Raw genomic sequence first — 26,630 nt, 5'->3', positions numbered from 1 at the left:
AGGTGAGGAACATGCCGACCAACCCGCAGCCGCTCCGCCAGCAGGCGTGGAAGACCTTGATGCAGCGCGGTGTCGACACCGCCGCGGAGTGGTCGGACGTGCTGGCCGAGCGCCTCGGTGCGGCAGCCGATCAGCGCGCGAAGCTCCTCCGCAAGCGGCGGTGGGCGTTGCGCGCAGGCATCTTCTTCACCTTCGCGACCGGCTTCTGGATCGCGGTCACCGCGGTGCTGGCGTCGTGGAGTACGCCCGCGTGGGCGCTGCTGATTCCCAGCCCCATCGCGATCGGTGCGGCGTTCCTCGCCACGCTGGCGTTCCTGCGCTACCGCTGGCTCAAGGCGCAACCGCTTCCCGCGCAGCGCTCCACCCGTCGGCTGCCGCCGTGGGGATCGGCCGCCCGGCAGCCGATGGCCGCGCTGGCGTCGGCCGAACGCGGACTGTTCTCCCTGCTCGGCGTCATGGAGCGGGGCCGGATGCTGCCCGCCGACGAACTGCGCGAGGTGACCGACGCGGCCAATCAGACCGCCACGGCCATGGCGGCCACCGCCAAGGAGGTGGTGTCGATGGAGCGGGCGATCGCCTCGGCACCGCAGTCGCGAGCGCACCTGACCCCGACCATCGGCGCGTTCACCGCCCAGCTGCAGACAGGTGTGCGGCAGTACGACGAGATGGTCACTGCCGCAGCGCAGCTCGTCTCCGCGGCGAACAACGGGCCGATGTCGTCGTCGGCGATGTCAGGCGAGCGCCACCGCCGCGAGCTGGGCATGGCCACCGACCGCCTGGCCGGCTGGGCGTACGCCTTCGACGAGCTGGGTCACCTGCGCCGCGGCGCCTGACCGGTCACACGACCCGGCCGGTCACATGGACGGTCGAAGCGCGGGGATCGCAATCCCGAGCACGCCCCGCACGATCGCCTTGGTGAAGTTCACGTAGTCGAAGTAGTCCCGCCACAGCGTGATCCGGCCGTTCTCGACCTCGAACACGCCGCACACCCAGAACTGCATCCGCAGCGGTCCCACGACGATCGCGTCGGTGCGCTCGTTGAGGACCGTCGAACCCTGCGCGACGTTGCGGTGGAACTTCACCTCGAACGCCATCTTGCCCTCCATGCCGCGCATCAGCTTCGCCACGCGGTCACGGCCGTGGATCGTCGGCAGCCCGACGTTCTGGTAGGCCACGTCGTAGGCGAGAAGCGACTCGATGGCGTCGAAGTCCTGGTCGGCGAGCGCATTGAGGAACGTCTCGACGATGGTGGCGTTGTCCGTGGCGGCTATCGCCGGCGTCTGCTCGGTCATGGTTGCCGAGCCTATGCTCCTCGTCCGCAGCGCGACAGGGTGGCTGTGGCAGGGTGATGCGATGCGCGTGGCAGTGGTCGCAGGACCCGATCCGGGACACGCGTTCCCCGCGATGGCTCTCTGCCTGCGGTTCTGCGCCGCCGGTGACGAGCCGATTCTGCTGACCGGCAGTCAGTGGCTGGACACCGCACGGCGCGCCGGCATCGAGGCGGTCGAACTCGACGGCCTCGACGCCACCGCCGACGACGACGACGAAGACGCCGGCGCCAAGATCCACCGCAGGGCCGCCAAGATGGCCGTGTGCAACGAGCAGCGGCTGCGTGACCTCGCGCCGGACCTGATCGTCTCCGACGTGATCACGGCCTGCGGCGGCATGGCCGCCGACCTCATCGGGCTGCCGTGGGTCGAGCTGTGCCCGCATCCGCTGTACCGCCCGTCGAAGGGGCTACCGCCGATCGGCAGCGGGCTCGCCCCGGGAACCGGCGTGCGGGGACGGTTGCGCGACACCGTGATGCGAGCGCTCACCGCACGATCGGTACGCCAAGGGGAGGCGCAGCGCGCCCAGGCCAGGGGCGGCATCGGGCTACCGGCCCTCGACCCCGGGCCGCGTCGGCGACTGATCGCGACGCTGCCGGCGCTCGAGGTGCCCCGGCCGGACTGGCCCGCCGAGGCCGTCATCGTCGGCCCGCTGCACTTCGAGCCGACCGACGCCGCACTCGACGTTCCCGACGGCACCGGCCCGCTGGTCGTCGTCGCGCCGTCCACGGCGACGACGGGTACGGGCGGACTGGCGGAGCTGGCGCTCGAGACCCTGGTGCCGGGGCGGTCGCTGCCCGACGGTGCGCGCGTGGTGGTGTCGCGCCTGGGCGGGGCAGGCGTGCCGGTGCCGCCGTGGGCGGTCGTGGGGCTGGGGCGCCAGGACGAACTGCTCGCGGCGGCGGACCTGGTGATCTGCGGCGGCGGGCACGGCATGGTGTCCAAGACGCTGCTCGCGGGTGTGCCGATGGTCGTGGTGCCCGGCGGGGGAGACCAGTGGGAGATCGCCAATCGTCTGGTGCGCCAAGGCAGTGCGGAGCTGATCCGGCCGCTGGCCGCCGACGAGCTGGCGGCCGCGGTGGGCGCGGTCCTCGCCGACCCGCGCTACCGGGCAGCGGCGCGGCGGGCGGGCGCGAGCGCAGGCGCCGTCGCCGATCCGGTACGGGTGTGCCACGACGCACTGGCGGTCGCTCGGTAGATTCGTGGCGTGCGGTTGACGGAATTCCACGAACTGGTGGATGCGCAGTTCGGCCCGGTGCGGGGTGCCTCGCTGCTGGTCGACTACGTGTTGAGCAGTGTCGACGGGCGCACTCCGAGGCAGGCGATCGAGGACGGCGTCGATCCCCGCGACGTCTGGCGGGCACTGTGCGCGGAGTTCGACGTGCCGCGCGACCAGTGGTGAGGGGCTGACGGCTCACCACCCGGTAAACGCGGCCCGGCGTGTTGACTTGAATCGAACACGTGTTCGTCTACTGTGGGAATCGTTCGAACGCGGGACTTGTCGGTGGCCTCCCCTAACGTCGCGGCCAACCGATCGGAAACCGATCGAAAACCCACCAGGACGGAGAAACACCATGCCGCAAGCCCCCGACCGCGAGAAGGCACTCGGGCTCGCCCTCGCTCAGATCGAGAAGAGTCACGGCAAGGGCTCGGTGATGCGCCTCGGCGACGAGGTGCGCGCACCGATATCGGTCATCCCGACCGGGTCGATCGCCCTCGACGTCGCCCTGGGCATCGGAGGTCTGCCCCGAGGCCGCGTCATCGAGATCTACGGCCCGGAATCGTCGGGTAAGACCACCGTTGCCCTGCACGCCGTCGCCAACGCGCAGGCAGCCGGCGGCATCGCGGCGTTCATCGACGCCGAGCACGCACTCGATCCCGACTACGCCAAGAAGCTGGGCGTCGACACCGACTCCCTGCTGGTGTCCCAGCCCGACACCGGTGAGCAGGCGCTGGAGATCGCCGACATGCTGATCCGGTCCGGCGCACTGGACATCCTGGTCATCGACTCGGTGGCCGCGTTGGTCCCGCGGGCGGAGATCGAGGGCGAGATGGGCGACAGCCACGTCGGCCTGCAGGCCCGTCTGATGAGCCAGGCGCTCCGCAAGATCACTGGGGCCCTGAGCAACTCGAATACGACGGCGATCTTCATCAACCAGTTGCGCGAGAAGATCGGCGTGATGTTCGGTTCGCCCGAGACCACCACGGGCGGCAAGGCGCTGAAGTTCTACGCCTCGGTGCGCCTGGACGTGCGCCGCATCGAAACGCTGAAGGACGGCACGGACGCGGTGGGCAACCGCACCCGCTGCAAGATCGTCAAGAACAAGATGGCACCGCCGTTCAAGCAGGCCGAGTTCGACATCCTCTACGGCAAGGGCATCTCCAAGGAGGGCTCGCTGATCGACATGGGCGTCGAGCACGGGTTCATCCGCAAGTCCGGGTCCTGGTTCACCTACGACGGTGAGCAGCTCGGTCAGGGCAAGGAGAACGCCCGCAACTTCCTGCTCGAGAATCCCGAGATCGCCGACGAGGTCGAGAAGAAGATCAAGGAGAAGCTCGGCATCGGAGCCGTGCTGACGGACGACAAGACCAATGTCGAAGCCCTGCCCGCCCCCGTCGACTTCTGAGTCACCGGAGACGGATTCGGCTTCCCGCGAGGAGCAGGCGCGGGCGCATTGCCTGCGCCTGCTCACCGCGAGGGCCCGTACGCGAGCCGAGCTGGCCGGCCGGCTGGAGAAGCGGGGCTTCCCCGACGACGTGAGCGCACGGGTGCTCGACCGGCTGGCAGACGTCGGGCTCATCGACGACGAGGACTTCGCCGAGCAGTGGGTGCGCTCCCGAACGGTCTACGCAGGCAAGGGCAAGCGTGCCCTCGCGGCCGAGCTGCGCACCAAGGGCGTGGACGAGGACGTGATCGCCGGCGCCCTGGCCGAGATCGATGCCGACGCCGAGCGCACGCGTGCCGAACAACTCGTCGCCGACAAGCTCCGGCGCGCACGTCTCGACGACGACGCCGAGGAGGCGAAGCTGATTCGGCGGCTCGTCGGCATGCTCGCACGCCGCGGCTACCACCAGTCGATGGCCCTGGACGTGGTCAAGGTCGCGCTGGCCGGCGAGCGCGAACGTCGGATGGTGTAGCGAGCGCCCGTCGCGTCAGGTCAGCGGCAAGGCTCCGCGTCACCAGTTGGCGTACCGCGATCACCACGGCGACTCCCGCCACCGCTTCCCAGGACAGGTCGGCGCTCAACCGCAACAACCCTGCCGCGGTGAACAATTCGAGCATGACCCGCAAGGCGACCAATGGCCGGCGGAACACAATCAGGCCGCCGAGCGCCAGCACCATCCCTGCTGCGGCGATGAGCCACGAGGCGTCGGCGACGGTCACGGTCCGGGCGCGGGATCCGGCGGTGGCTGCTTGTTCTCCAGCAATGCGATCTCGCGCTGCTCCTGTGCGATCTCGCGGTTGAGGAAGTAGTTCAGCACCGTGCGGATCGCGGCGATCGCCGCCAGCTTGCCGATCTCCTCGAACGACGGCGAGATCGCGGTCCGCAGCACGTCCGCGGCGAGCTGAAACTCCAGACCCAGCACCAGGAACCGCGCCAGGGACAACCGCACCGACGAGAACTGATTGATGTCGCGGCGTACCAGCGCGACGGCGAACTTCACGATCGCGACGGCCGCGCCGATCATGATAACGACCGCGCCGCAGGCCTCGATCAGGCGGACCATCAGGTCGACGGCGTCGCGCAACGCCCACTCGGGCAGGATCTCCAGCGCGAACACCCGTGTCACACGGCCTTGGCCCCCGGAGCGCCTTCCTGCTCCACGGCGTCGGTGTGCAACGGGGCGGGCCCGCGTCGGGACCGGCGCATCCGGCGCTCCAGACGAGTGGACAGAGCCGACAACCCGAAGTTGGCGGCAATCATCAACAGCGCGATCACGATGAGCGCGGGGATGTAGTTGCCGTAAGAGGACCCCACCACCGTGCCCTGGCGCACCATCTCGACGAACGTGATCTGGTAGCCGATCGCCGTGTCCTTCAACACGACCACCATCTGCGACACCAGCACCGGCAGCATCGACGTGATCGCCTGCGGCAGCAGAATCGCCCGCATGGTCTGGCCCCACTGCAGGCCCAGCGCAGAGGCGGCCTCGGCCTGACCGCGCGGCAGCGCGTTCACCCCGGCGCGGACGATCTCGGCGATCACCGCGCCGTTGTACAGCGTCAGGCCCGTGATCACGCCTGCCAGGGCCAGGTACTGCCCGGGGAAGACGTCGTAGAGCGCGTACAGGAAGTACGCGAAGATCATCATGATCAGCACCGGGATCGCGCGGAAGAACTCGACGATCACCGAGCAGAACCACCGCAGCGGACGGTGCGTCGACATCCGGCCCACGCCCAGCACGAACCCCAGCACCATGGCCAGGACGATCGACACGACCGCCGCCGTGAGCGTGCCCTTGATGCCCGGCAGGACGTAAGTGGTCCACAGTTCCGGGGTGAGGAACGGCTCCCACTTCGCGGCGTCGAGCTGGCCCTTGGCGCTCAGCTGCGAGTACACCAGCCAGCCGATCACCAGCAGGATGACGACCGTGACGGCGGAGACCACCCGGTTGCGCACCCGGGCGCGCGGCCCGGGGGTGTCGAAGAGAACCGAGGAGGAGTTCACTGGCTCACCGCGTACTTCTTCCCCAACCACCCGAACACCAAGCCCATCGGCAGCGTCAGCACCATGAACCCGAGCGCGAAGATCACGCCGATGACGAGCAGCGCCGCGGTGTTCTCGATCATCTCCTTCATGAGCAACGCAGCTTCAGCCACGCCGATCGCCGAGGCGATCGTCGTGTTCTTCGTCAGCGCGATCAACACCGAACCCATTGGGATGAGCACCGCGCGAAATGCCTGCGGCAGCAAGATCATTCGCAGGTTCTGACCGAAGGTGAACCCGAGCGAGCGGGCCGCCTCGGCCTGCCCGAGCGGCACGGTGTTCACCCCCGAGCGGATGGTCTCGCAGACGAACGACGCCGTGTAGACCGTCAACCCCAGCACCGCGAGCCGGAAGTTGCCGTCTTCGATCGACGTCGTCGACTGCGAGTCGACCAGCGTGATGCCCAGCGTCTGCGACAGGCCGAACGAGCAGAACAGGATGATCAGGGTCAGCGGAGTGTTCCGGACCACGTTGACGTACGACGTCCCGAGCCAGTTGAGCATCGGCACGGGGGACAGGCGCATACCCGCCAACACCGTGCCGAGGATCAACGCACCCACGGCCGAGAACACCGTCAACTGAATCGTGGTCCAGAACGCCTCGAAGATCTGGCCGCGATACTCGGAGAAGACCTCCACGTGGACTCCGCTGACTCCCTCTCAGTTCGCCGGTCCGGTCAGTTCTTGGCGATCGCCGGAGGCGACGGGACCTGGATGCCCGCCGGTCCGAGGTTCTTCTCGAACGCGGCCTTCCACGCGCCGTCGGACTCCATCTTGGTCAGCGCGTCGTTGATCTTGGTCTGCAGCTCGGTGTCGTCCTTCTTCAGGCCGATGCCGTAGTTCTCCTCGGAGAACGGCTGACCGACCAGCTTGAACGCACCCGGGGTCTGCGCGGCGTAGCCGGCGAGGATGACCTCGTCGGTGGTCACCGCGTCGATCGCGCCGTTCTTGAGCGCCTCGATGCACGCCGAGTAGGTGTCGTACTGCTGGAGCTGGACGCTGGGGAACTCGTCCTTGATCTTCTGCGCGGGCGTCGACCCGGACACCGAGCACAGCTTCTTGTTGTTGGCCAGCGAGTCCTTGCCGGTGATGTCGGTGTTGTCGGCCTTGACCAGCAGGCTCTGACCCGTCACCAGGTACGGGCCCGCGAAGGACACCTTCTCCTTGCGCGCGTCGGTGATCGAGTAGGTGGCGGCGATGAACTCGACCTGATCGTTCTGGATCAACGTCTCGCGCTGGCTCGAGGGAGATTCCTTCCACTCGATGTCCTCGGGCTTGTAGCCGAGCTGCTGCGCGACGTAGGTCGCCACGTCGACGTCGAAGCCGCTCATCGTGCCGTCGGGGTTCTTCATGCCGAGACCCGGCTGATCGAACTTCGTGCCGATCACGATCTTGCCCTCGTCGCTCCCACCACCGCCGCCACCGCACGCGGTGAGCGACAGCGGCAACGCCGCAGCGATCGCCACGACGGCGGCCACCCGGATTCTGCGGGACTGATTCTTCGACATCTTCTTCATCGACACTGTTGGTTTCCTTTCGCCAGTGTTCAGTGGTTGAGGATCTTGCCGAGGAAGTCCTTGGCACGATCGGATTTCGGATTGGAGAAGAACTCCTCGGGCTTCGCGTCCTCGACGATCGCACCGTCGGCCATGAACACGACCCGGTTCGCGGCGCTGCGGGCGAAACCCATCTCGTGGGTGACCACCACCATCGTCATCCCCTCGCGGGCCAGTGACGTCATGACGGCGAGCACCTCGTTGATCATCTCTGGGTCCAGCGCGCTGGTGGGCTCGTCGAAGAGCATCACCTTGGGGTTCATCGCCAGTGACCGGGCGATCGCCACGCGTTGCTGCTGCCCGCCGGACAGCTGCGCTGGGTACTTGTCGGCTTGGTTGGCCACCCCGACGCGTTCGAGCAGCTTCATGGCCTGGGCGCGGGCCTCGTCCTTCGACTGCTTGCGCACCTTCATCGGTGCCAGCGCGACGTTGTCGACGATCGTCTTGTGCGCGAAGAGATTGAACGACTGGAACACCATGCCCACGTCCGAGCGCAGGGCAGCCAGCTTGCGGCCCTCCTCGGGCAGTGGTTGACCATCGACCGCGATGGTGCCCGAGTCGATCGGCTCGAGCCGATTTATGGTGCGGCACAACGTCGACTTGCCCGAGCCGGACGGGCCGAGCACGACGACCACCTGGCCGCGATCCACCTCGAGGTTGATGTCCTTGAGAACGTGGAGGCTACCGAAGTGCTTGTTGACGGCCTGCATTGAGATCATCGGCTGGCTCTCCGAAGCCGGTGCGCTCATACCTTGCCTCGGAGGGGGCAGGGACCGTCTGATTCCATGCGGACAGACCTTACCCAGGTATGGCGGGGACCGCCGGTGTCTAGATCAATCCGGCGAATTTGGTGTCGCCGCGGCCCGCCGTAGGATTGGTCCGTGACTTCGATGGCGATCAGCGACGCGCCGGCGCGTACCGACGCCGAAACCGCCGACGTCCCGCCGCAGCGCACCTACCAGGTCCGCACGTACGGCTGCCAGATGAACGTGCACGACTCCGAGCGCCTCGCCGGGCTGCTCGAGGAGGCCGGCTACCGCCGCGCTCCCGACGGCTCCGACGCCGACGTCGTGGTGTTCAACACCTGCGCCGTACGGGAGAACGCCGACAACAAGCTCTACGGCAACCTCAGCCACCTCGCGCCGCGCAGGCAGGCCGATCCGAACATGCAGATCGCCGTGGGCGGCTGCCTCGCCCAGAAGGACCGCGACGCGGTGCTGCGCAAGGCGCCGTGGGTCGACGTCGTGTTCGGCACCCACAACATCGGCTCACTGCCGGTGCTGCTGGAACGTGCCCGGCACAACAGGGTCGCCCAGGTCGAGATCGCCGATGCGCTCCAGGAATTCCCCTCCTCGCTGCCCGCGACCCGCGAATCCGCTTACGCGGCTTGGGTTTCGGTGTCGGTCGGCTGCAACAACACCTGTACGTTCTGCATCGTGCCCGCGCTGCGCGGCAAGGAGGTCGATCGCAGGCCCGGCGACATTCTGGCCGAGGTCAAGGCACTGGCCGACCAGGGCGTCCTCGAGGTGACGCTGCTCGGGCAGAACGTGAACGCCTACGGTGTCTCGTTCGACGACCCGACCGTCCCGCGCGACCGCGGCGCGTTCGCCAAGCTGCTGCGCGCGTGCGGCGCCATCGACGGCCTGGAGCGGGTGCGATTCACCTCACCGCATCCCGCCGAGTTCACCGACGACGTCATCGAGGCCATGGCGACCACGCCGAACGTATGCCCCACCCTGCACATGCCGCTGCAATCGGGGTCCGACCGGATCCTCAAGGCGATGCGCCGGTCCTACCGCGCCGAACGCTTCCTCGGCATCATCGACCGCGTTCGTGCCGCCATCCCGCACGCTGCGATCACCACCGACATCATCGTGGGCTTCCCCGGCGAGACCGAAGAGGACTTCGCCGCGACGCTCGACGTGGTCGAGCGCGCCCGCTTCGCCAGCGCGTTCACGTTCCAGTACTCCAAGCGGCCCGGCACCCCTGCCGCCGACCTGCCCGACCAGCTTCCCAAAGCCGTTGTCCAAGAACGCTATCAACGCCTCATCGACCTACAGGAGCGGATCTCGCTGGAAGAGAACCAGGCGCTGATCGGACGTCGCGTCGAACTGCTGGTCGCCGCGGGCGAGGGTCGCAAGGACGTCGCCACCGCGCGGATGTCCGGTCGCGCGCGTGACGGCAGGCTGGTGCACTTCGCCCCTGGCGGGCGCGACATCCGGCCTGGCGACGTCGTCGTCACCACGGTGACCGCGGCCGCGCCCCACCATCTGACCGCAGATGCCGAGCTGACCGACCACCGGCGCACCCGCGCGGGCGACGCCCACGCGGCAGGCCGACGGGTCACCACGAACGTCGGCCTCGGCATGCCGTCCATCGGGGCGCCACCTGCCGCGCCCGCGGCGACGGGGTGCGGACTGTGACCGGCGACCGTGAGTTCGACCAGTTCAAGGGCGACATCGAGGACGTCGAACGCCGCATGGCGCGCGAGATCGACCCCGGCGCCCGCGCGGTCGTCGTCGCGGGACTGGTCTTCGTCCTGCTGCTGACCTTCCTGCTGCCGCACACCGGTGGCGCCAAGGGACTCGACGCACTGATCGGCGGCGAGGCTGCCGTGCGCGAGGGCGTGGCGCTGCCGTCCCGGGTGTTCGCCTGGCTGGTGCTGGTCTTCGGCATCGGGTTCTCGATGCTCGCACTGCTCACCCGACGGTGGGGGCTGGCGTGGGTCGCAGCCGCCGGATCGGCCGTCGCCTGCCCGGTGGGCATGCTGGCCGTCTGGTCACGCCAGACCGCCGCGGACCCCTATCCCGGACCGGGCTGGGGCCTGGTCGTGGCGTGGATCGCGGTGATCCTGTTGACGTTCCACTGGATTCGCGTGGTGTGGTCGCGCACGGCCGTGCAACTCGCGGCCGAGGAAGAGCGTCGACGCCTCGCCGCCGAGCGCGAGCGCAAGAGCCTGCTGGACGACACCGACGGCGAACCGCCCGTCGGCTAGCGCTTCTTGCCGAGCGCTGCCACGGCCGCGTCAGCCCATTCGCGCCACTGCGCCGCGCTGGCCCGGGCCTGCTCGGCGTCCTTGGTCTTACCCGCCGCCTCGGCCTTCTCGGCCTGGCGCTCGAATTGCTCGGCACGCACCCGGAACTGGTCGGCCCTGGCCTGGGCCTCCGGATCGGTTCCGATGTTCGTGACGGCGTCGCGGATCTTCTTCTCGACGGCCCGCATCCGGCGCTCGAGTTCGGCGCCGCGTTCCCGGGGCGCCTTGCCGATGGCGTCCCACTTGTCGCCAATCGTGCGCAGCGCAGCCCGCGCCGCCTTCTCGTCGGAGACGTCGATGGCCTCGGCCTGGGCGAGCAGCGCCTCCTTGGCCTTGGCGTTCTCCTCGAACTCCGCGTCGCGCTCGGCGTTGACGGCGTTGCGGGCGGAGAAGAACTTGTCCTGGGCCGCCTTGAACCGCTTCCACAGCGCGTCGTCGACGTCCTTGGCCGTGCGCCCGGCCGCCTTCCACTGCACCAGCAGGTCGCGGAACGCCGCGCCGGTCGGGCCCCAGTCGGTCGAGTCGGACAGTGACTCGGCGCGCTCGCAGAGCGCCTCCTTGGCCTGCCGAACGCCAGCCCGCTCGCGATCGAGGTCGGCGAAATGGGAGCCGCGGCGCCGGTTGAACGTCTCCCGCGCGCTCGAGTAGCGCTTCCACAGCGCGTCGTCGGTCTTGCGGTCCAGGCCGGTGATCGTGCGCCACTCGTCGAGGATCTCGCGCAGCCGGTCGCCGGAGGCCTTCCACTGCGTCGAGGTCGCGGCGATCTCCTCGGCCTCCACTGCCAGCGCCTCCTTGCGGGCGGTCTGCGCGGCGCGGTGCTCGTCGCGGCGCTGCCGCTCCTCGGTGGCGTGGGTGTCGGCCTTCTCCAGGATCGTCGCCAGGCGCGCGGCGATCGAGTCCACGTCGCCCAGCACCGAGGCGGTGGGCAGCGTCTCGGCCAGGGCGCTCGCGGCGGCCTTGATCTTGCGGGCGTCGCCCGTGCCGGACTCGAGCCTGCGCTCCATCAGCACGACCTCGGTGTGCAGGTCGTCGAACCGGCGCCCGAAGTGCGCGTACGCCGCCTCGGTGTCGCCGGCCTGCCACGACCCGATCTGCCGTTCGCCCGAACTGGTGATGAGCCAGACGGTGCCGTCGGGATCGACGCGGCCGAACCGGTGCGGGTCGGCGGTCGAGGGCACGGAGGGAGCCACCGGCGCGGTCGGCGCGACGGGTCCCGGCCGGGGAACGGGCCGTGGCCCGGGCCTGGGAGTTGGCTTGGGGGGGTTGCCTGACTCGCTGGTCGTCATGTCCGTCATCTCCGTGCACTCTGCGTGGAACCCACGCTCCTGCCGCGCGACGCGGCGCCGTATGTCTCGCCCGCTATTCAAACAGGTCGCCGTGCGGTCTGCGCACGCCTTGGCCTCAGCAGTTGCCTAGGCTCGACCCGCGCAGGACGTGTGCGGCCGGCCAGGACGGGTCGACGGAGCCGAAGGAGACGGGGTGGACGAGGCTGACATCGCGGCGTTGCTCGCGCTCGGTGCGGCGTTCTTCATCGCGGTGGGCGACGTCATCCATCAGCGTTCCGCACACGACGTGACCGACGAGCCGGTGGGGCACCTCGAGCTGTTCCTTCGGCTGCTGCGCGACCGGCAGTGGTGGTTGGGCAGCGGGGTCTCGGCTGCCGGATTTGCCTGTCAGGCAGCGGCTCTCGGCTTCGGGTCGGTGCTGTTGGTGCAGGCCATCATGGTCACGTCGCTGCTGTTCGCACTTCCCATCAACGCCAGGGTGACCGGCCACCGGGTGACGCGATTCCAGTGGACCTGGGCGGCGCTGCTCGCCGCGTCGGTGGCGGTGATCGTCACGGTGGGCAACCCTACCGAGGGGCAGTCGCGGGCGTCGCTGGAGACCTGGTCGCTGGTGATCGCCGTGCTCGTGCCCGCGATCGTGGTGTGCGTGGTCGCCGCGCGATTCCTGTCCGGTCGCCCGGCGGGCGCCGTGCTGCTCGCGCTGGTGTCGGGATCGCTGTGGGGCGTGTTCGCCGTGTTGACCAAGGGCGTGGTCGACCGACTCGACGACGGACTGTGGGAAGTGCTGAAGACCCCGGAGCTGTACGCCTGGGCCGTCGTGGCGGTGCTGGGCACGGCGTGGCAGCAGTCGTCGTTCCGCGCCGGGGCGCTGACGGCGTCGCTGCCCACGATGACGGTCGCCGAGCCGGTGGTGGGCTCGGTGCTCGGCGTCGTCATCCTCGGGGAGGCGCTGCGACCCGGCGAGGCAGGCTGGTTCACCCTCGTCGCGGCCTTCGCCGTGATGGTCGTGTCCACCGCCGCGCTGGCCCGCGGCGAGGCCGCCAACGCCCAGGGTCTCGACGAATCCGCCCAGCCGGGCGCCGGCGGGCAGGAGCGAAGCGACCCGGGGAGATGTGGCTAGCGTGGACGCGTGCTGAGCGCCATCGCCGTCATCCCGTCGGCCCCCGTGATGGTGACCGAACTCGCGGCAGGCGCCGCCGAGGAACTGACCGACCTGCGGACCGCGGTATTGGGAGCCGCCGCCGCGCTGCCCGACCGCTGGGTGGTCATCGGCGCCGGACGCGACGCCGAGGCCATCGGACCCGAGTCGGTCGGCACGTTCGCCGGCTACGGCGTCGACGTCCGCGTCGCGCTCGCACCGGGGGCCGAGTCGGCGCCGCGCGCGCTGCCGCTGTGCGCTTTGATCGCCGGCTGGGTGCGCGGATGCGCGAACCCGGCCGCCACGGTCGAGGTGCGGGTGTTCGCCGACGATCTCGAGCCGGACGCCGCCGCGGCCGCCGGTCGAGCACTGCGCGCCGAGATCGACGCGATGGCCGCGGACGTCGGGGTGCTCGTCGTCGCCGACGGTGCGAACACCCTGACCCCCACCGCGCCCGGCGGCTACGACCCGGCATCGCTGCCCGGGCAGGAGGCGCTCGACGACGCGCTGGCGACCGGCGACGTGACCGCGCTGGCGCGGCTCGGCCGGGTCGCCCATCAGGTCCTGGCAGGTCTGGCCGGGCCGCGGCCCGTGGCGGCGCAGGAGCGCTACCGCGGGGCGCCGTACGGGGTGGGGTACTTCGTGGGGACGTGGACACCGGCGGGCAGGAGCGCCGCGACCGGGGGAGAGACACCCGCGTGACGCGGCCCATCGCGATCGTCGGCCCCACCGGCACGGGCAAGTCCGCGCTGGCACTGGCGGTCGCCGAACGCATCGGCGGCGAGATCGTCAACGCCGATGCCATGCAGCTGTACCGCGGCATGGACGTCGGAACGGCGAAGCTCACCGTGCAGGAGCGCCGCGGCATCCCGCACCACCAGCTCGACGTCCTCGACGTGACGCAGACCGCCACCGTCGCGCGGTACCAGGAAGCCGCGGCATCCGACGTCGAGGACGTCGCCGCCCGCGGTGCGGTCCCGATCCTGGTCGGCGGATCCATGCTCTACGTCCAGTCACTGCTCGACCAGTGGTCGTTCCCCGCCACCGACCCGCAGGTGCGGGCGCGGTGGGAGAACCGGCTGGCCGAGGTCGGGGTCGCTGCGCTGCACGCCGAACTGGCCCGCGTCGACGCCGACGCCGCGGCGTCGATCCTGCCCACCGACGGCCGACGCGTCGTCCGAGCACTCGAGGTGGTCGAACTCACCGGCAGGCCGTTCGCGGCGAGCGCCCCGGTGATCGGGACGCCGCGCTGGGGCACGCTGCTCGTCGGCCTCGACTGGGACACCGCGCTGCTCGACGACCGGCTCGCCAAGCGCACCGACCTGATGTTCACGGGTGGGCTCGTCGACGAGGTGGTCGGGCTGTGCGAGCGGGGTCTGCGCGACGGCGTCACCGCGTCGCGCGCCCTGGGCTACGCGCAGGTGCTCGACGCGCTCACGGCCGGCGGCGGGGACGACGCGCTCGCCGAGGCGAGAGAACGCACCTTCATCGGCACGCGGCGCTACGTGCGGCGGCAACGGTCGTGGTTCCGGCGCGACCATCGCATCCTCTGGCTCGACGGCGCCGCCGACGGGAACGTCGACGCCGTGGTGCGCGCGTGGGACGGCAGCAGGGACGACGGCGCCGCGACGGATATCCTGGCCAGGTGAAGTTCGCCAAGGGGCACGGCACGCAGAACGACTTCGTCGTGCTGCCGGACCTCGACGCCCGCATCGGGCTGACCGCGGGCGCGGTGGCCGCCCTGTGCGACCGCCGCCGCGGGCTCGGCGCCGACGGTCTGCTGCGGGTCACCACTGCCGGTGCGGCGCTCGCGGCGGGCGTGTTCGAGCGGATCCCCGAGGGTCTGTCCGACGGTGACTGGTACATGGACTACCGCAACGCCGACGGGTCGATCGCGCAGATGTGCGGCAACGGCGTTCGCGTGTTCGCTCACTACCTTCAGTCCAGTGGCCTGGAGTCGCGCGACGAGTTCGTCGTCGGATCCCTCGCTGGGCCGCGACCGGTGACGCTGCACGCCGCGGGCCCGGTGTTCGCCGACGTCACCGTCGACATGGGCAAGGCCAATACCACCGGCACCGGCACCGCCGTGGTGGGCGGCCGCAGCTTCGGCGGCACCGCCGTCGACGTCGGCAACCCGCACCTGGCGTGCGTCGTCGCAGACCTCACCGTGGCCGAGCTGGCCGCGCTCGACGTGGCCGCGCCCGTCTCCTTCGACGCCGCCCAGTTCCCCGAGGGCGTCAACGTAGAAGTGCTGACCGCACCGGCGGGTGGGGCCGTGTCGATGCGGGTACACGAACGGGGTGTCGGAGAGACCCGGTCGTGTGGCACCGGGACCGTCGCTGCCGCCGTCGCCGCCCTCGAGCATCAGGGCGAGAAGACGGGAACACTGCTGGTCCGCATCCCCGGAGGCGAGGTCACCGTGACCGTCACCGACGCAACCAGTTACCTGCGCGGACCGTCCGAACTCGTCGCCGCCGGCGACCTGGCCGAGGAATGGTGGCGCTCCCATCAGCGTTAATCGAGGTGTATGAAAAGTGATCTCCGTGCGACGCTTGAGTCGCCCATGACGCATCCTGACTTCAATCTCCAAGACCCGAGCCTCGGCGAACTCGCGCTGCAGGACCGTGCGGCGCTACGCCGCGTCGCAGGACTGTCGACGGAACTGGCCGACGTCTCCGAGGTCGAATACCGCCAGCTGCGACTCGAACGCGTCGTCCTCGTCGGCGTGTGGACCGATGGCACCGCCGCCGAAGCCGAGGCGAGCCTCGCCGAGCTCGCCGCGCTGGCCGAGACCGCAGGCTCCGAAGTGCTCGAGGGCCTGATCCAGCGCCGCGACAAGCCAGACACGTCGACCTTCATCGGCTCCGGCAAGGCAGCCGAACTGCACGAGGTCGTCGAGGCCACCGGCGCCGACACCGTCATCTGCGACGGCGAACTCAGCCCTGCCCAACTCACCGCACTCGAGAAGATCGTCAAGGTCAAGGTGGTCGACCGCACCGCGCTGATCCTCGACATCTTCGCCCAACACGCCACCAGCCGAGAAGGCAAGGCGCAGGTGGCACTGGCGCAGATGGAGTACATGCTGCCGAGGCTGCGCGGCTGGGGCGAGTCGATGTCGCGTCAGGCCGGTGGCCGCGCGGGTGGTGCAGGCGGTGGCGTCGGCACCCGTGGCCCCGGTGAGACCAAGATCGAGACCGACCGCCGACGCATCCGCGAGCGGATGAGCAAGCTGCGCCGCGAGATCAAGGACATGAAGAAGATCCGCGACACCCAGCGCGGTGGGCGTCGGCGCAGCGAGATCCCGTCGGTCGCGATCGTCGGCTACACCAACGCAGGCAAGTCGAGCCTGCTCAACGCGTTCACCGGCGCAGGCGTGCTGGTCGAGAATGCGCTGTTCGCCACGCTCGAACCCACAACGCGCCGTGGACAATTCGACGATGGCCGCCCGTTCGTGCTGACCGACACCGTCGGCTTCGTCCGGCACCTGCCCACCCAGCTGGTGGAGGCGTTCTTGTCGACGCTCGAGGAAGTGATGGGCGCCGACCTGCTGGTGCACGTCGTCGACGGCTCCGATGCCAACCCGCTCGCGCAGATCAATGCCGTCCGCCAGGTGGTCAACGAGGTGGTCGCCGAGTACGACATCGCCGCGCCGCCGGAGCTGATCGTGGTCAACAAGACCGACGCCGCCTCGGGTCTCACGCTGGCGCACCTGCGCCGCGCGCTACCGGACGCGATGTTCGTCTCGGCGCGCACCGGCGACGGGATCGACCGACTCCGTCAGCGCATGAGCGAGATGGTCATCCCCACCGAGAAGACGGTCGACGTGACCATTCCCTACGACCGCGGCGACCTGGTCGCCCGCGTCCACGCCGACGGAATGATCGACGCCACCGAGCACACCGACGACGGCACGCGCATCAAGGCGCGGGTATCCGCCGCACTGGCAGCCAGCCTCGTGGACTACGCGACGTTCTGACCGCCGCTAGCGGTGCAGGATCACCGGCGGTTCGTGCGCGCGCACGGGAGGCAGTGTGCCGGTGAACTTCTCGATCTCGACGAGCACGTGGGCGCCCGTGCAGCCCTGCGCCAGCGACGAGGTGCCGACGTCGGCGGTGAGGACGTTCGGGTTGCCGTGTACGCACATGGCGTCGACGTCAGCGGCGTCGGCCGGGTCGTACCAGGCGCCCGTGGGCAGCTGCACCACGTCGGGCCGCAGGCGGTCGTCGAGCACGGCGCCGGCCAGGCACGCACCCCGGTCGTTGAACACGCGCACCACGTCACCGTCGACGATGCCGCGCCGGTCCGCCGCCTCGGGATGAATCCGAATCGGTTCGCGCCCTTGTACTTTCGACGCCTGGCTGGTCGCGCCGCCGTCGAGTTGCCCGTGCAGGCGTGACGACGGCTGATTGGCCACCAGGTGCAGGGGATGATCGGCCGCCCGGGCGCCGCCGAGCCACTCCTGCGGTTCGTACCACCGCGGATGACCGGCGCAGTCGTCGTATCCGAACCCGTCGATGTCGGCCGAGAAGATCTCGATGCGGCCGCTCGGCGTGCCCAGCCGATTGGCGACCGGGTCGGCGCGGAAGTCGCCGAGCAGGCTGAGGCCGTCCTCGGTGGGCAGGCGTAGCGAGCCGGTGCTCCAGAACTCCTCGAACGTCGGCACGTCGAAGTCCAGTTCGGCCGACCACTTCTCGTAGAGGTGCGCCAGCCACTGCCGCGCGGTGCGACCCTCGGTGAACTGCTCGCCGAACCCGAGCCGGTGTGCCAGCGCCGAGAACGTCGCATAGTCGTCGCGGGCGTCGGCGTACGGCTCGGTCAGTGCGGGCATCGCGACGAACATCGGGTCGTTGCGGGAGCCCGAGAAGTCCTCGCGCTCATAGGCCGTCGTCGACGGCACCACGATGTCGGCGTGCTTGGCCATGGCCGTCCAGTACGGCTCGTGCACGACGATGGTGTCGGGCCGGCCCAGCGCCCGCCGCAATCGCGGGATGTCCTGGTGGTGGTGGAACGGATTGCCGCCCGCCCAGTACACCAGCCGGATGTCGGGATAGGTCAGGCGCAGACCGTTGAAGTCGAACGGTTCGCCGGGGTGCAGCAGCATGTCGCTGACCGCCGCGACCGGGATGAACGACCGCACGGGGTTGAGTCCCTGCGGCAGCGCGGGGAGCCGGCACCGCAGCGGCGGCAGACCGGGCTCGTTCATGGATCCGTACCCGTGCCCGAAACCGCCTCCGGGAAACCCGATCTGGCCGAGCATCGCCGCCAGCGTCAGACCCATCCACGGTGCCTGCTCGCCGTGGCGCACCCGCTGCAGTGACCAGCTAACGGTGACGAGTGTCCGGCTCGACGCCATCCGGCGGGCCAACTCGGTCAGCTGGTCGGCGGGCAGGCCGCAGATCGGTTCGACCCATTCCGGCGACTTCGGCACCCCGTCGTCGAGGCCGAGCACGTAGCGCTCGAACCGGTCGTAGCCCGTGCAGTAGCGGTCGAGGAACGCCCGGTCGACGAGCGACTCGGTGGCCAGCACGTAGGCCAGCGCCAGCATGATCGCCACGTCGGTGCCCGGCACCGGCGCCAGCCACTCGCAGTCGCCGTCGACGTCGTCGCGCAGCGGGGAGAACGACACGATCCGGCCGCCGCGCTCGCGCAGGCGCCGCAGCGCGTCGCGCGCCGGATGCGCCGTCGTCCCCCCGTGATTGATCGCGGTGTTCTTCATCGCGACACCGCCGAAGCAGACCATCAGGTCGGTGTGCGCGGCGATGACGTTCCAGTCCGTCGAGCGCTTGAACAGGTCGTCGTGCGTTCCGACCACCCGGGGCATGATGACGCCGGTCGCGCCCAGGCTGTAGGAGTGCCTGGAGAACGTGTAGCCGCCCAGCATCTTCAGGAAGCGGTGCACCTGGCTCTGTGCGTGGTGGAAGCGCCCCGCGCTGGCCCAGCCGTAGGAGCCGCCGTAGATGGCCTCGTTGCCGTGCGCGTCGACGACGCGGCTCAACTCGTCGGCCAGGAGTTCGGTCAGCTCGTCCCACGACACGGCGACGAACTCGTCGGCGCCGCGCACGTCGGTGGGGCCCGGGCCGTGCTCCAGCCAGCCGCGGCGCACGGCCGGGCCCGTGATCCGCGAGCGGTGCCTGATGGAGCCGGGCAGGTTGCCGAGCAGGGGGGAGGGGTCGGCATCGCCCTCGGCAGGCGACACCGATGCGAGGTCGCCGTCGCGGACGTCGGCGGTGAAGGCGCCCCAGTGGGTGAGGCTCGCGGGGCGGGGCATTCTGACGATTCTAGGGTCGGCGCACCGTTGCCGCCGGTCCCAACCATCCGGTTGGCTGGTATATGGTCGAGACAATCCCGTCCGCCAATCCGGAGGTCCGCCATGGCCCAGGCCGTCAAGTTCGATCGCACGCTGTTCGAGGCCGAGCACGACATGTTCCGCGAGTCATACCGCTCGTTCCTGGAACGCCACGTCGCGCCGTTCCACGAGGAGTGGGAGAAGAACAAGATCGTCGACCGCGGCGTCTGGCTCGAGGCAGGCAAGCAGGGCTTCCTCGGCATGGCGGTGCCCGAGGAGTACGGCGGCGGCGGCAATGACGACTTCCGCTACAACGTCGTCGTCACCGAGGAGACCAGCGCGGGCCGGTACAGCGGGCTGGGCTTCTCGCTGCAGAACGACGTCATCGCGCCCTACTTCCTGCGACTGGCAACCGAGGAGCAGAAGCAGCGCTGGCTGCCGGGATTCTGCTCGGGTGAGCTGATCACCGCCATCGCCATGACCGAGCCTGGTACCGGCAGCGACCTGCAGGGCATCAAGGCCCGCGCCGTCAAGCAGGAGGACGGCAGCTGGATCCTCAACGGGTCGAAGACGTTCATCACCAACGGCATTCACGCCGACCTGGTGATCGTGGTGGCCTGCACCGATCCCGACAAGGGCGCGCTGGGCTTCTCGCTGCTGGTCGTCGAGCGCGGCATGGAGGGCTTCGAGCGCGGCCGCCACCTCGACAAGATCGGCCTGGACGCTCAGGACACCGCCGAACTGTCGTTCACCGACGTGCGCGTCCCCGCGGAGAACCTGCTCGGCGAAGAGGGCTCGGGCTTCGTCTACCTGATGCAGAACCTGCCACAGGAGCGCATCAGCATCGCCGTCATGGCCGCCGCGGGCATGGAGGCCGTGCTCGAACAGACCCTGCAGTACACCAAGGAGCGCAAGGCGTTCGGCAAGCCGATCGGCAGTTTCCAGAACAGCCGGTTCGCGTTGGCCGAGATGGCGACCGAGGCCACCATGGTCCGGATCATGGTCGACGAGTTCCTCGCCCTGCACCTGGAGGAGAAGCTCTCGGTCGAGCAGGCCGCCATGGCCAAGTGGTACGCCACCGAGACCCAGGTGCGTCTCAACGACCGCTGCCTGCAGCTGCACGGTGGCTACGGCTACATGCGCGAATACCCCGTGGCCAGGGCATTCCTCGACGCCAGGATCCAGACGATTTACGGCGGAACCACCGAGATCATGAAGGAGATCATCGGCCGCAGCATGGGCGTCTGAGGCACCCGGCGGGCCCGCGCGCTGGACGTCGATTGGGTACCGGTCGCGCGACACTTGCCCGCAGACGCTTGGATATCCCTCAAGATGGACGTCGTCTGACGCAGAGTTGACGGACGCGATACTTCGAGGGAACCCCCGAGCGGGTCGCGGGGAGGACGGATGACTGTGCTGCACACCCTGCTCGGCAGGCTCATGGGGCGAGCCGGCGTCGCGCTCGTGATGGCGCTTGCCGTCATCGCGTTCGCGCCGGGGATCCAGATCGCGTCGGCGTCACCCGAGGGCGATGCCGACGTGGCGATGACGCAGGCGTGGGAGGCAGGCGGCGGTCCGACCGGTGCACTGGGCCCCAAGGACGGCGGCGTGTACGCCGTCGGCTCGGGCTTCGGGCAGAACTTCGCCAGCGGCAGGATCTACTTCACCCCCGAGACCGGCGCGCGGATCATGCAGGGCGCAATCCTCGAGAAGTACCTGTCGCTCGGCGGCCCCGGCGACGGCGACCTCGGTTTCCCCAACATCGACGAAGGCGCGGGACGCGCGCCCAACAGCCGCAACACGACGTTCAGCGCGGCGGACAATCCGGTGATCTTCTGGACGCCCGACACCGGCGCCCACGTGGTACGCGGGGCGATCAACGCGGCGTGGGACCGGCTCGGCGGGTCCGCGGGCACCCTCGGCGTCCCAACCGAGGACGAGGTCTACCGCGGGAACGTGGTGTCGCAGACCTTCACCGGCGGCCAGATCTCGTGGGACCGCAGCACCAAGACGTTCACCACCACCCCGCCCGAACTGGCCGCGCAGCTCCAGGGTCTCGAGATCCCGGGCAACGCGAACACCGAGATCGACGCCGCCCGACGCGCCGCCGGTGGACCGCTCGGACCGCTGGGCGCGGCCGAGGGTCCGCCCGAGCCCGTGGGCGACGACGGTCTCCAGCAGACCTTCGCCGGGGGCAAGATCTTCTACAGCCCCGCGACCGGAGCCACCGTCATCACCGGCCAGCTGCTCGCCAAGTACGAGAGCGTCGGCGGACCCGAGAGCGACCTGGGCTTCCCGAAGGCCAACGAGGCCGACGGCGGCCTGGCACCGGCGAGCAGGGTCGCCTCCTTCACCGCGGAGGACGGCCCGGTCATCTTCTGGACCCCCGACTTCGGTGCCGTCATCGTCCGCGGTGCGATGAACGCGGCCTGGGCGAAGCTCGGCGGCGCCACCGGCGAACTGGGCGCACCCACCGCCGACCAGACCGAGGACGGCGACGTCGTCACCCAGAAGTTCGCCAACGGCGCGATCTCCTGGAACCGGTCCACCGGCGAGTTCACCACCGAACCGACGAACCTGGCGGCGGGCCTGGCCGGTCTCGAGGTGCCGGGCCAGGGCGCACCGCAGGCGCCACAGGCCGCTGACTCCGACGCCGAGGGCGCACAACCCTGGTACCAGAAGTACTGGTGGGCACTGGCCGTCATCCCCGTCCTGTTGCTCATCGCCGCGATCGTGGCGGCCGTGGTGCGGCGCCGCACCGACGACCGCGAGCCGTTGAACCACTTCGACGAATACGACGACTTCGACGACGACGGGGACTTCGAGTCCGGTCCGATGCCCGCCGCCGACGACCGGCCAGCCGTCGGCCAGCCGCCGAACGTTCCGTTGAGCGCCTGGGCGATGACGGTCGACGACGACCAGCCCTCGGGGCCCGGGAGCGTGCCGGGGAGCGGCGCGTTCCCGGCCAACTTCGCCGAGGACCAGGACGCCATCGACACGGCCCCCACGCGCGTGATCACTGCCGAGGACGTGGCCCGGTCCGACGGCACGGGCGACGACGTCGGCGATGGCGCGGCGGCGGCCGCAGCCCCGGGCACCTCGTCACCGGATGGCACGACTCCGGACGACAGGACTCTGGAGGACGAGACACCGGACGAGGTCATTCCGAACGACACGTCCGACGACGTGTTGGCTGACGGCGCGGGGAGCGAGCGGACGTCGGCGCTCACGGGCATCGATCCCTTCGCGTCGGCTTCGGAGTACCGGCACTCGTCGTTCGACGATCCCGAGACGACGGCGCTCGCAACGGAACCGGCCAGCGGACCGCCCAGTGGCCGGCACGCCGCGATCTCGATGGAGGAGTCCGCGCCTGCGCAGACGTCGATGCGACTGGCCCTCGACAGCCCGTTCGACGCTCCCGACGGCTACCCGATCAAGGCCGACACCAAGACCGGCCTCTACTGGCTGCCGGGCAGCGGGGAGTACGACCGGGTGCGCGCCGAGATCTGGTTCGCCAGTGAAGAATTCGCGCTCACCAACGGATTCACTCGAGGCTGACCGTCAGAGTCGTCAGATCTTGCGGATGACCGTGACGACCTTGCCGAGCACCTGGGCGTCGTTGCCCGGGATCGGATCGAACGCCGGGTTGTGCGGCATCAGCCACACCTGACCGCGGGTGCGCTTAAAGGTCTTCACCGTCGCCTCGCCGTCGATCATGGCCGCGACGATGTCGCCGTTGTCGGCGACGTTCTGCTGACGGACGACCACCCAGTCCCCGTCGCAGATCGCGGCGTCGACCATCGATTCGCCGACGACCTTGAGCAGGAACAGCGAGCCCTCGCCGACCAGCTCGCGCGGCAGTGGGAAGACGTCCTCGACCGCCTGCTCGGCGAGGATGGGTCCGCCCGCGGCGATCCGACCCAGCACCGGCACGTAGGTGGGCTCGGGCAGTGAGTCCGAACCCGCGACGTCGGTGGCGACGATCGGAGTGACGTTGTCGTCGGAGCCGCGCACGTCGACGGCACGCGGACGGTTCGGGTCGCGGCGCAGGTAGCCCTTGCGCTCCAGCGTGCGCAACTGGTGCGCGACCGACGACGTCGACGTCAGGCCGACCGCGTCGCCGATCTCGCGGATGCTCGGGGGATAACCGCGGGTGGTCACTGAGTTTCGAATCATGTCGAGGATGGTGCGCTGTCGCTCGGTCAAGGCGGCGTCCACACCCGTTGGGCGACGTGCCTCGCTGCCGTCTTGCGTGTCGCTGCTGTCACTCATGGCGCCAAATCTAGTCCGGACCGGAGCGTTTTTCAAACATGTGTTCGAGCGTGTCGCGCTAGGGTTCGCGGCGCAGGACTGGAGCGCAGCGACCGGGGATCGACCCGATCCGACCTGTCGGTGCCCACCGATATCGTTTGCAACAGTTCGATCACATGTTCTAGTCATCGAACACCTGAGCGATTATGGTTCGAACACAGTAGCGAACGACCGGCACTGCACGACAGGACGAAAGGCGCCAGAGATGACCATCATCACGCGGGAGTACCCCACCGAAATCGTTGCCCGCCCCGTGCGGCCGCGCCCCGACGTGCGGCGCGGTCCGCAGCGCCGCAGGCCGGCCAACGAGCCGCTGCGGTACCGCGGCACCGGCGTGCTGATGTCGCGGGCGTCCAACCGCCGCAAGCCGATCACGCCCGCCACCACGGTGCTGTTGGCGTTGGTGGCTGCTGCGATCACGGTGTGGCTCGGGTTGGTCGCGCAGTTCGGCGCGCCTGCTGAGACGCCCGCGCCGGGTCAGCTGGCAGTCGTCCAGGTGCAGACGGGGGAGTCGCTGCAACAGCTCGCCCAGCGCGTCGCACCCGACGCGCCCGTCGCCGCGGTCGTCGACCAGATCCGCGAACTGAACGAACTCTCCTCCGCCGGCGTCGACGCCGGACAGACGCTGATCGCGCCCGTCGCCTGATCCGCGCCATGCGCCGTGATTTCCGCTGCCGTCAATCGGTACGCTCGTATGTGGCCGGGGCGCCCGGACTCGACATACGCGGCGAAGGAGCGGTTGTGCACTGTCCGTTCTGTCGTCATCCCGACTCGCGGGTCGTCGACTCTCGCGAGGCCGACGAGGGCCAGGCGATCCGCAGGCGCCGGTCGTGCCCCGAGTGTGGCAAGAGGTTCACCACGGTCGAGACGGCGGTGCTGGCAGTGGTCAAGCGCAGCGGCGTCACCGAGCCGTTCAGCCGCGAGAAGGTCATCAAGGGCGTGCGGCGCGCATGCCAGGGCCGCGACGTCGACGACGACGCGCTGAACGTCCTTGCGCAGAAGGTGGAGGACGCCGTGCGTTCCACCGGATCGCCCGAAGTGCCCAGCAACGAGGTCGGCCTCGCGATCCTGGGGCCGCTGCGCGACCTCGACGAAGTCGCCTACCTGCGCTTCGCCTCCGTCTACCGATCGTTCTCCTCCGCCGAGGACTTCGAACGCGAGATCGAGGCGCTGCGGGCCCACCGACAGGTCGCCTCGCCGAGCTGACCCGCTCCGCTCGCCGCTAGTCGATCTGCCTGACGCCGTCGTCGACCACCCGGCCGGCCACCTTGACCCAACCCTCGGGATCCCACCAGGTGCGGATCTGCGAACCCTCGCCCTGGGTGATCAGCAGATCGCGGCTCAGGTGGTCGGTGATGCGCACCGCCGCCGCCCCCGTCGCCTCGTCCTCCGGAATGCCGAGGACGCTGGCGAACATCCTCGACCGGATGGTTCCCGCCTCTCGGTCGACCCAGGCCCACAGGTAGTGCTTCACGTCATCGGTGTAGTCCTCGGGGTCGGCGGCGAGCACCTCGTCCACCGACGCAAGATCGTAGATCGAGAAGTCCGGCGCCCAGTCCGACCGGGCCCGCACGACCGCGAACTCGCCGTCCGGTCCGTCGTCGTAGGACACCCCGACGATGCCCGCCGGCACCTGCAGGGTGCGTACCGGGGTGCCCTGGCGCTTCAGCCACCACGCCGCGCCGACCGTGGGATGGCCCGCGAACGGCAGTTCCGTTGTGGGCGTGAAGATGTGCGCCCGCGCTGTTGCCTCGCCCGCGGCAGGGAGGTCGATGAATATCGTCTCGCTGTAGCCGAGTTCGGTCGCGATGGCCTGTCGGTCCGACGGCTCCGCCGCCGAGGCGTCCACCACGCCCAGAGGATTGCCGTAGTTCCCGTCGGAGTCGGTGAACACACGCAGCACGGTCACGTCGATCGCCATGCTCTCGATGCTACGACGTTTCGAAGCGCCTCAGGTGGCGCTGCGTTCGTCGGCGCCCATCGCGTCAAGCACCGCGACACGGGTGCCCACCGACCCGGTGATGGTCTGCTCGCTGATGCCGGCGCGCAGCAGGTTGCGCAGCAGATCCTGGTCGTACACGGCAGGTTCGGTGGAGTCGATGAACTTCTCGACGACCTCCACGAACCGGTCGGGGTCGTCGTGGAAGGGGAAGTGACCGGAACCGTCGAACACCTCGAGGCGGGAACCCGGCATCGCCGAGTGGGCCATGCGGGCGTGGCCGACGGGGATCACCGAATCGTGCGATCCCCAAATAAGTTGCACGGGAACGGATTCGGTGAGGTAACAGCGGTCCAGCATCGTCACCACCTGGCCGCGCCAGTCCACTACGGCGCGCAGCGTGCGGGCGAACGCCGACGACGCGGTCGGCTCGGGCAGGTCGGCGAGGATGCGGAGCATGTCGGGGATGTCGCGGCCCGCGGCGGTCTTGCCGAGCAGCGCGCCGCCCACACGGCCCACCGCCTGCAGCGCAGGCAACACCAGGGGGAGTCGCAACAGGGCGAGCGCTTCGGTACCCATCGGCATCGCCGCGATGCGCAACGCCACGTTGACGTCCTTGGTGACGCCGCCCGCGCCGACCAGGATCAGGCGGTCGACCAGCTGGGGGAACTGATAGGCGAACTGCATCGCGACCCCACCGCCCAGCGAGTGCCCGATCACGGTCACCCGTTCGACGTCGAGAACGCTGAGCAGGTCGCGCATCCCGTTGGCATACGCCGCGACCGAATAGTCGGCCCGCGGCTTGTCGGACTTGCCGTGGCCGAGGAGATCGGGGGCGATCACCGTGAACCGCTGCGCGAGAGCGGACTGCACCGTGCTCCACGTCGTCGAGTTGTCGCCGATGCCGTGGATCAGCAGGATCGCGGGACCGGATCCTGCCACGCGGAACGCACGGCGATAACCGTGGATGGTCCGGTAGTGCAGCGTCGGGGTGACCTCGCGCACCGGTCGTAGATGAGGCGTGCGGTCGGTCATGCCAACTCC

28 protein-coding genes are annotated in these 26,630 nt (G+C 69.6%); 16 read left to right on the top strand and 12 right to left on the bottom strand.

The window, feature by feature from the left end; genetic code table 11:
• Window positions 1–11: 11 nt before the first annotated feature.
• Window positions 12–833, top strand: coding sequence for a phage shock envelope stress response protein PspM (pspM, locus tag G6N61_RS07830; protein ID WP_163918015.1), 822 nt, complete (start codon window positions 12–14; stop codon window positions 831–833).
• 21 nt (window positions 834–854) lie between these two features.
• Here pspM and G6N61_RS07825 read toward each other — a convergent pair whose 3' ends face one another.
• Window positions 855–1,292: a limonene-1,2-epoxide hydrolase family protein gene (locus G6N61_RS07825; RefSeq protein WP_163918014.1), complete on the bottom strand. Its 438-nt coding sequence runs from the start codon at window positions 1,290–1,292 to the stop codon at window positions 855–857.
• Window positions 1,293–1,353: 61 nt separating this feature from the next.
• On the opposite strand from G6N61_RS07825, the gene G6N61_RS07820 reads away from it, so the two are divergent.
• The 4 genes from G6N61_RS07820 to recX all read left to right on the top strand — a co-directional run bounded on the left by G6N61_RS07820 (window position 1,354) and on the right by recX (window position 4,466).
• Window positions 1,354–2,526, top strand: a complete 1,173-nt coding sequence (locus G6N61_RS07820) for a glycosyltransferase (protein ID WP_163918013.1) — start codon at window positions 1,354–1,356, stop codon at window positions 2,524–2,526.
• A 9-nt stretch (window positions 2,527–2,535) separates the two neighbouring features.
• Entirely contained in the window at window positions 2,536–2,730 is a 195-nt protein-coding gene (locus G6N61_RS07815) for a DUF3046 domain-containing protein (RefSeq protein ID WP_163918012.1), read from the top strand.
• A gap of 172 nt (window positions 2,731–2,902) precedes the next feature.
• A complete protein-coding gene (gene recA / locus G6N61_RS07810) occupies window positions 2,903–3,955 on the top strand; it encodes a recombinase RecA (RefSeq protein WP_163918011.1) in 1,053 nt (350 codons plus the stop codon).
• Window positions 3,921–4,466 carry a recombination regulator RecX gene (gene recX, locus G6N61_RS07805; protein WP_163918010.1) on the top strand — a complete coding sequence of 182 codons (546 nt, stop codon included), beginning with the start codon at window positions 3,921–3,923 and terminating at the stop codon, window positions 4,464–4,466. The genes recA and recX overlap by 35 nt, the downstream gene beginning before the upstream one ends.
• Here the strand turns inward: recX and G6N61_RS07800 are convergent.
• The 6 genes from G6N61_RS07800 to G6N61_RS07775 are packed head-to-tail and all read right to left on the bottom strand — an operon-like array spanning window position 4,423 to window position 8,311.
• A complete protein-coding gene (locus G6N61_RS07800; RefSeq protein WP_235887449.1) occupies window positions 4,423–4,713 on the bottom strand; it encodes a hypothetical protein in 291 nt (96 codons plus the stop codon). The genes recX and G6N61_RS07800 overlap by 44 nt on opposite strands.
• Window positions 4,710–5,057 carry a DUF1622 domain-containing protein gene (locus G6N61_RS07795; protein WP_163924664.1) on the bottom strand — a complete coding sequence of 116 codons (348 nt, stop codon included), beginning with the start codon at window positions 5,055–5,057 and terminating at the stop codon, window positions 4,710–4,712. The genes G6N61_RS07800 and G6N61_RS07795 overlap by 4 nt, the downstream gene beginning before the upstream one ends.
• A gap of 59 nt (window positions 5,058–5,116) precedes the next feature.
• Window positions 5,117–5,998 carry an amino acid ABC transporter permease gene (locus G6N61_RS07790; protein WP_163918009.1) on the bottom strand — a complete coding sequence of 294 codons (882 nt, stop codon included), beginning with the start codon at window positions 5,996–5,998 and terminating at the stop codon, window positions 5,117–5,119.
• Window positions 5,995–6,675 carry an amino acid ABC transporter permease gene (locus tag G6N61_RS07785; protein WP_163918008.1) on the bottom strand — a complete coding sequence of 227 codons (681 nt, stop codon included), beginning with the start codon at window positions 6,673–6,675 and terminating at the stop codon, window positions 5,995–5,997. The genes G6N61_RS07790 and G6N61_RS07785 overlap by 4 nt, the downstream gene beginning before the upstream one ends.
• Before the next feature lie 38 nt (window positions 6,676–6,713).
• The gene (locus tag G6N61_RS07780) at window positions 6,714–7,553 is read right to left on the bottom strand and encodes a glutamate ABC transporter substrate-binding protein (protein ID WP_235887604.1); all 840 of its coding nucleotides are present in this window, start codon (window positions 7,551–7,553) and stop codon (window positions 6,714–6,716) included.
• A 29-nt stretch (window positions 7,554–7,582) separates the two neighbouring features.
• A complete protein-coding gene (locus G6N61_RS07775; RefSeq protein ID WP_163918007.1) occupies window positions 7,583–8,311 on the bottom strand; it encodes an amino acid ABC transporter ATP-binding protein in 729 nt (242 codons plus the stop codon).
• A 171-nt stretch (window positions 8,312–8,482) separates the two neighbouring features.
• On the opposite strand from G6N61_RS07775, the gene miaB reads away from it, so the two are divergent.
• Both miaB and G6N61_RS07765 read left to right on the top strand, forming a co-directional pair.
• Window positions 8,483–10,015 carry a tRNA (N6-isopentenyl adenosine(37)-C2)-methylthiotransferase MiaB gene (miaB, locus tag G6N61_RS07770; RefSeq protein ID WP_163924662.1) on the top strand — a complete coding sequence of 511 codons (1,533 nt, stop codon included), beginning with the start codon at window positions 8,483–8,485 and terminating at the stop codon, window positions 10,013–10,015.
• Window positions 10,012–10,587: an Rv2732c family membrane protein gene (locus tag G6N61_RS07765; RefSeq protein WP_163918006.1), complete on the top strand. Its 576-nt coding sequence runs from the start codon at window positions 10,012–10,014 to the stop codon at window positions 10,585–10,587. Before miaB ends, G6N61_RS07765 begins: the two co-directional genes overlap by 4 nt.
• Here the strand turns inward: G6N61_RS07765 and G6N61_RS07760 are convergent.
• Complete coding sequence (locus tag G6N61_RS07760) at window positions 10,584–11,912, bottom strand: DUF349 domain-containing protein (RefSeq protein WP_163918005.1); 1,329 nt, start codon at window positions 11,910–11,912, stop codon at window positions 10,584–10,586. The genes G6N61_RS07765 and G6N61_RS07760 overlap by 4 nt on opposite strands.
• 193 nt (window positions 11,913–12,105) lie before the next feature.
• Here G6N61_RS07760 and G6N61_RS07755 point away from each other — a divergent pair, with 193 nt between their 5' ends.
• Genes G6N61_RS07755 through hflX form a run of 5 tightly spaced genes read left to right on the top strand, consistent with a single transcriptional unit; the run spans window position 12,106 to window position 17,026 of the window.
• Entirely contained in the window at window positions 12,106–13,032 is a 927-nt protein-coding gene (locus tag G6N61_RS07755) for a DMT family transporter (RefSeq protein ID WP_170314457.1), read from the top strand.
• Between the two features lie 9 nt (window positions 13,033–13,041).
• A complete protein-coding gene (locus tag G6N61_RS07750) occupies window positions 13,042–13,752 on the top strand; it encodes a class III extradiol ring-cleavage dioxygenase family protein (protein WP_163918004.1) in 711 nt (236 codons plus the stop codon).
• Window positions 13,749–14,699 carry a tRNA (adenosine(37)-N6)-dimethylallyltransferase MiaA gene (gene miaA, locus G6N61_RS07745; protein WP_163918003.1) on the top strand — a complete coding sequence of 317 codons (951 nt, stop codon included), beginning with the start codon at window positions 13,749–13,751 and terminating at the stop codon, window positions 14,697–14,699. Before G6N61_RS07750 ends, miaA begins: the two co-directional genes overlap by 4 nt.
• Window positions 14,696–15,568, top strand: coding sequence for a diaminopimelate epimerase (dapF, locus tag G6N61_RS07740; RefSeq protein WP_163918002.1), 873 nt, complete (start codon window positions 14,696–14,698; stop codon window positions 15,566–15,568). The genes miaA and dapF overlap by 4 nt, the downstream gene beginning before the upstream one ends.
• Before the next feature lie 45 nt (window positions 15,569–15,613).
• On the top strand, window positions 15,614–17,026 hold the full coding sequence (gene hflX / locus G6N61_RS07735) for a GTPase HflX (RefSeq protein WP_198339330.1): 1,413 nt from the start codon (window positions 15,614–15,616) through the stop codon (window positions 17,024–17,026).
• Between the two features lie 6 nt (window positions 17,027–17,032).
• Here hflX and G6N61_RS07730 read toward each other — a convergent pair whose 3' ends face one another.
• Complete coding sequence (locus tag G6N61_RS07730; protein WP_163918000.1) at window positions 17,033–19,318, bottom strand: molybdopterin guanine dinucleotide-containing S/N-oxide reductase; 2,286 nt, start codon at window positions 19,316–19,318, stop codon at window positions 17,033–17,035.
• A gap of 102 nt (window positions 19,319–19,420) precedes the next feature.
• Between G6N61_RS07730 and G6N61_RS07725 the strand changes: the two genes are divergently transcribed.
• Both G6N61_RS07725 and G6N61_RS07720 read left to right on the top strand, forming a co-directional pair.
• Window positions 19,421–20,584, top strand: a complete 1,164-nt coding sequence (locus G6N61_RS07725; protein ID WP_163917999.1) for an acyl-CoA dehydrogenase family protein — start codon at window positions 19,421–19,423, stop codon at window positions 20,582–20,584.
• A gap of 159 nt (window positions 20,585–20,743) precedes the next feature.
• Window positions 20,744–22,894, top strand: coding sequence for an LGFP repeat-containing protein (locus tag G6N61_RS07720; protein ID WP_235887447.1), 2,151 nt, complete (start codon window positions 20,744–20,746; stop codon window positions 22,892–22,894).
• A 12-nt stretch (window positions 22,895–22,906) separates the two neighbouring features.
• On the opposite strand, the gene lexA is transcribed toward G6N61_RS07720, so the two are convergent.
• The gene (gene lexA, locus G6N61_RS07715) at window positions 22,907–23,608 is read right to left on the bottom strand and encodes a transcriptional repressor LexA (RefSeq protein ID WP_163917998.1); all 702 of its coding nucleotides are present in this window, start codon (window positions 23,606–23,608) and stop codon (window positions 22,907–22,909) included.
• 244 nt (window positions 23,609–23,852) lie between these two features.
• Between lexA and G6N61_RS07710 the strand changes: the two genes are divergently transcribed.
• Together G6N61_RS07710 and nrdR are read left to right on the top strand one after the other, a co-directional pair.
• Complete coding sequence (locus G6N61_RS07710; protein ID WP_163917997.1) at window positions 23,853–24,293, top strand: LysM peptidoglycan-binding domain-containing protein; 441 nt, start codon at window positions 23,853–23,855, stop codon at window positions 24,291–24,293.
• Window positions 24,294–24,388: 95 nt separating this feature from the next.
• Entirely contained in the window at window positions 24,389–24,853 is a 465-nt protein-coding gene (gene nrdR, locus G6N61_RS07705; protein ID WP_163917996.1) for a transcriptional regulator NrdR, read from the top strand.
• 16 nt (window positions 24,854–24,869) lie between these two features.
• Here the strand turns inward: nrdR and G6N61_RS07700 are convergent, their stop codons facing one another.
• Window positions 24,870–25,568: a PhzF family protein gene (locus tag G6N61_RS07700; protein WP_163917995.1), complete on the bottom strand. Its 699-nt coding sequence runs from the start codon at window positions 25,566–25,568 to the stop codon at window positions 24,870–24,872.
• A 30-nt stretch (window positions 25,569–25,598) separates the two neighbouring features.
• The gene (locus G6N61_RS07695) at window positions 25,599–26,621 is read right to left on the bottom strand and encodes an alpha/beta fold hydrolase (protein WP_163917994.1); all 1,023 of its coding nucleotides are present in this window, start codon (window positions 26,619–26,621) and stop codon (window positions 25,599–25,601) included.
• Window positions 26,622–26,630: the final 9 nt, after the last annotated feature.

The organism is Mycolicibacterium arabiense, from assembly GCF_010731815.2.
Taxonomy (GTDB): domain Bacteria; phylum Actinomycetota; class Actinomycetes; order Mycobacteriales; family Mycobacteriaceae; genus Mycobacterium; species Mycobacterium arabiense.
The sequence above is the reverse complement of the archived record's forward strand: the minus strand, read 5'-3'. Positions and strand labels throughout refer to the sequence as shown.

Bases quoted from the DNA above. Each gene is read 5' to 3' on its own strand.
- G6N61_RS07780 (WP_235887604.1), bottom strand. From the start codon at position 7,553: ATGAAGAAGATGTCGAAGAATCAGTCCCGCAGAATCCGGGTGGCCGCC.
- G6N61_RS07795 (WP_163924664.1), bottom strand. From the start codon at position 5,057: ATGGTCCGCCTGATCGAGGCCTGCGGCGCGGTCGTTATCATGATCGGC.
- recX (WP_163918010.1), top strand. From the start codon at position 3,921: ATGTCGAAGCCCTGCCCGCCCCCGTCGACTTCTGAGTCACCGGAGACG.
- G6N61_RS07710 (WP_163917997.1), top strand. From the start codon at position 23,853: ATGACCATCATCACGCGGGAGTACCCCACCGAAATCGTTGCCCGCCCC.
- G6N61_RS07825 (WP_163918014.1), bottom strand. From the start codon at position 1,292: ATGACCGAGCAGACGCCGGCGATAGCCGCCACGGACAACGCCACCATC.
- G6N61_RS07700 (WP_163917995.1), bottom strand. From the start codon at position 25,568: ATGGCGATCGACGTGACCGTGCTGCGTGTGTTCACCGACTCCGACGGG.
- recA (WP_163918011.1), top strand. From the start codon at position 2,903: ATGCCGCAAGCCCCCGACCGCGAGAAGGCACTCGGGCTCGCCCTCGCT.
- lexA (WP_163917998.1), bottom strand. From the start codon at position 23,608: ATGAGTGACAGCAGCGACACGCAAGACGGCAGCGAGGCACGTCGCCCA.
- G6N61_RS07775 (WP_163918007.1), bottom strand. From the start codon at position 8,311: ATGATCTCAATGCAGGCCGTCAACAAGCACTTCGGTAGCCTCCACGTT.
- G6N61_RS07730 (WP_163918000.1), bottom strand. From the start codon at position 19,318: ATGCCCCGCCCCGCGAGCCTCACCCACTGGGGCGCCTTCACCGCCGAC.
- G6N61_RS07720 (WP_235887447.1), top strand. From the start codon at position 20,744: ATGACTGTGCTGCACACCCTGCTCGGCAGGCTCATGGGGCGAGCCGGC.
- pspM (WP_163918015.1), top strand. From the start codon at position 12: ATGCCGACCAACCCGCAGCCGCTCCGCCAGCAGGCGTGGAAGACCTTG.
- G6N61_RS07760 (WP_163918005.1), bottom strand. From the start codon at position 11,912: ATGACGACCAGCGAGTCAGGCAACCCCCCCAAGCCAACTCCCAGGCCC.
- miaB (WP_163924662.1), top strand. From the start codon at position 8,483: ATGGCGATCAGCGACGCGCCGGCGCGTACCGACGCCGAAACCGCCGAC.
- hflX (WP_198339330.1), top strand. From the start codon at position 15,614: ATGACGCATCCTGACTTCAATCTCCAAGACCCGAGCCTCGGCGAACTC.
- G6N61_RS07725 (WP_163917999.1), top strand. From the start codon at position 19,421: ATGGCCCAGGCCGTCAAGTTCGATCGCACGCTGTTCGAGGCCGAGCAC.
- G6N61_RS07695 (WP_163917994.1), bottom strand. From the start codon at position 26,621: ATGACCGACCGCACGCCTCATCTACGACCGGTGCGCGAGGTCACCCCG.
- G6N61_RS07820 (WP_163918013.1), top strand. From the start codon at position 1,354: ATGCGCGTGGCAGTGGTCGCAGGACCCGATCCGGGACACGCGTTCCCC.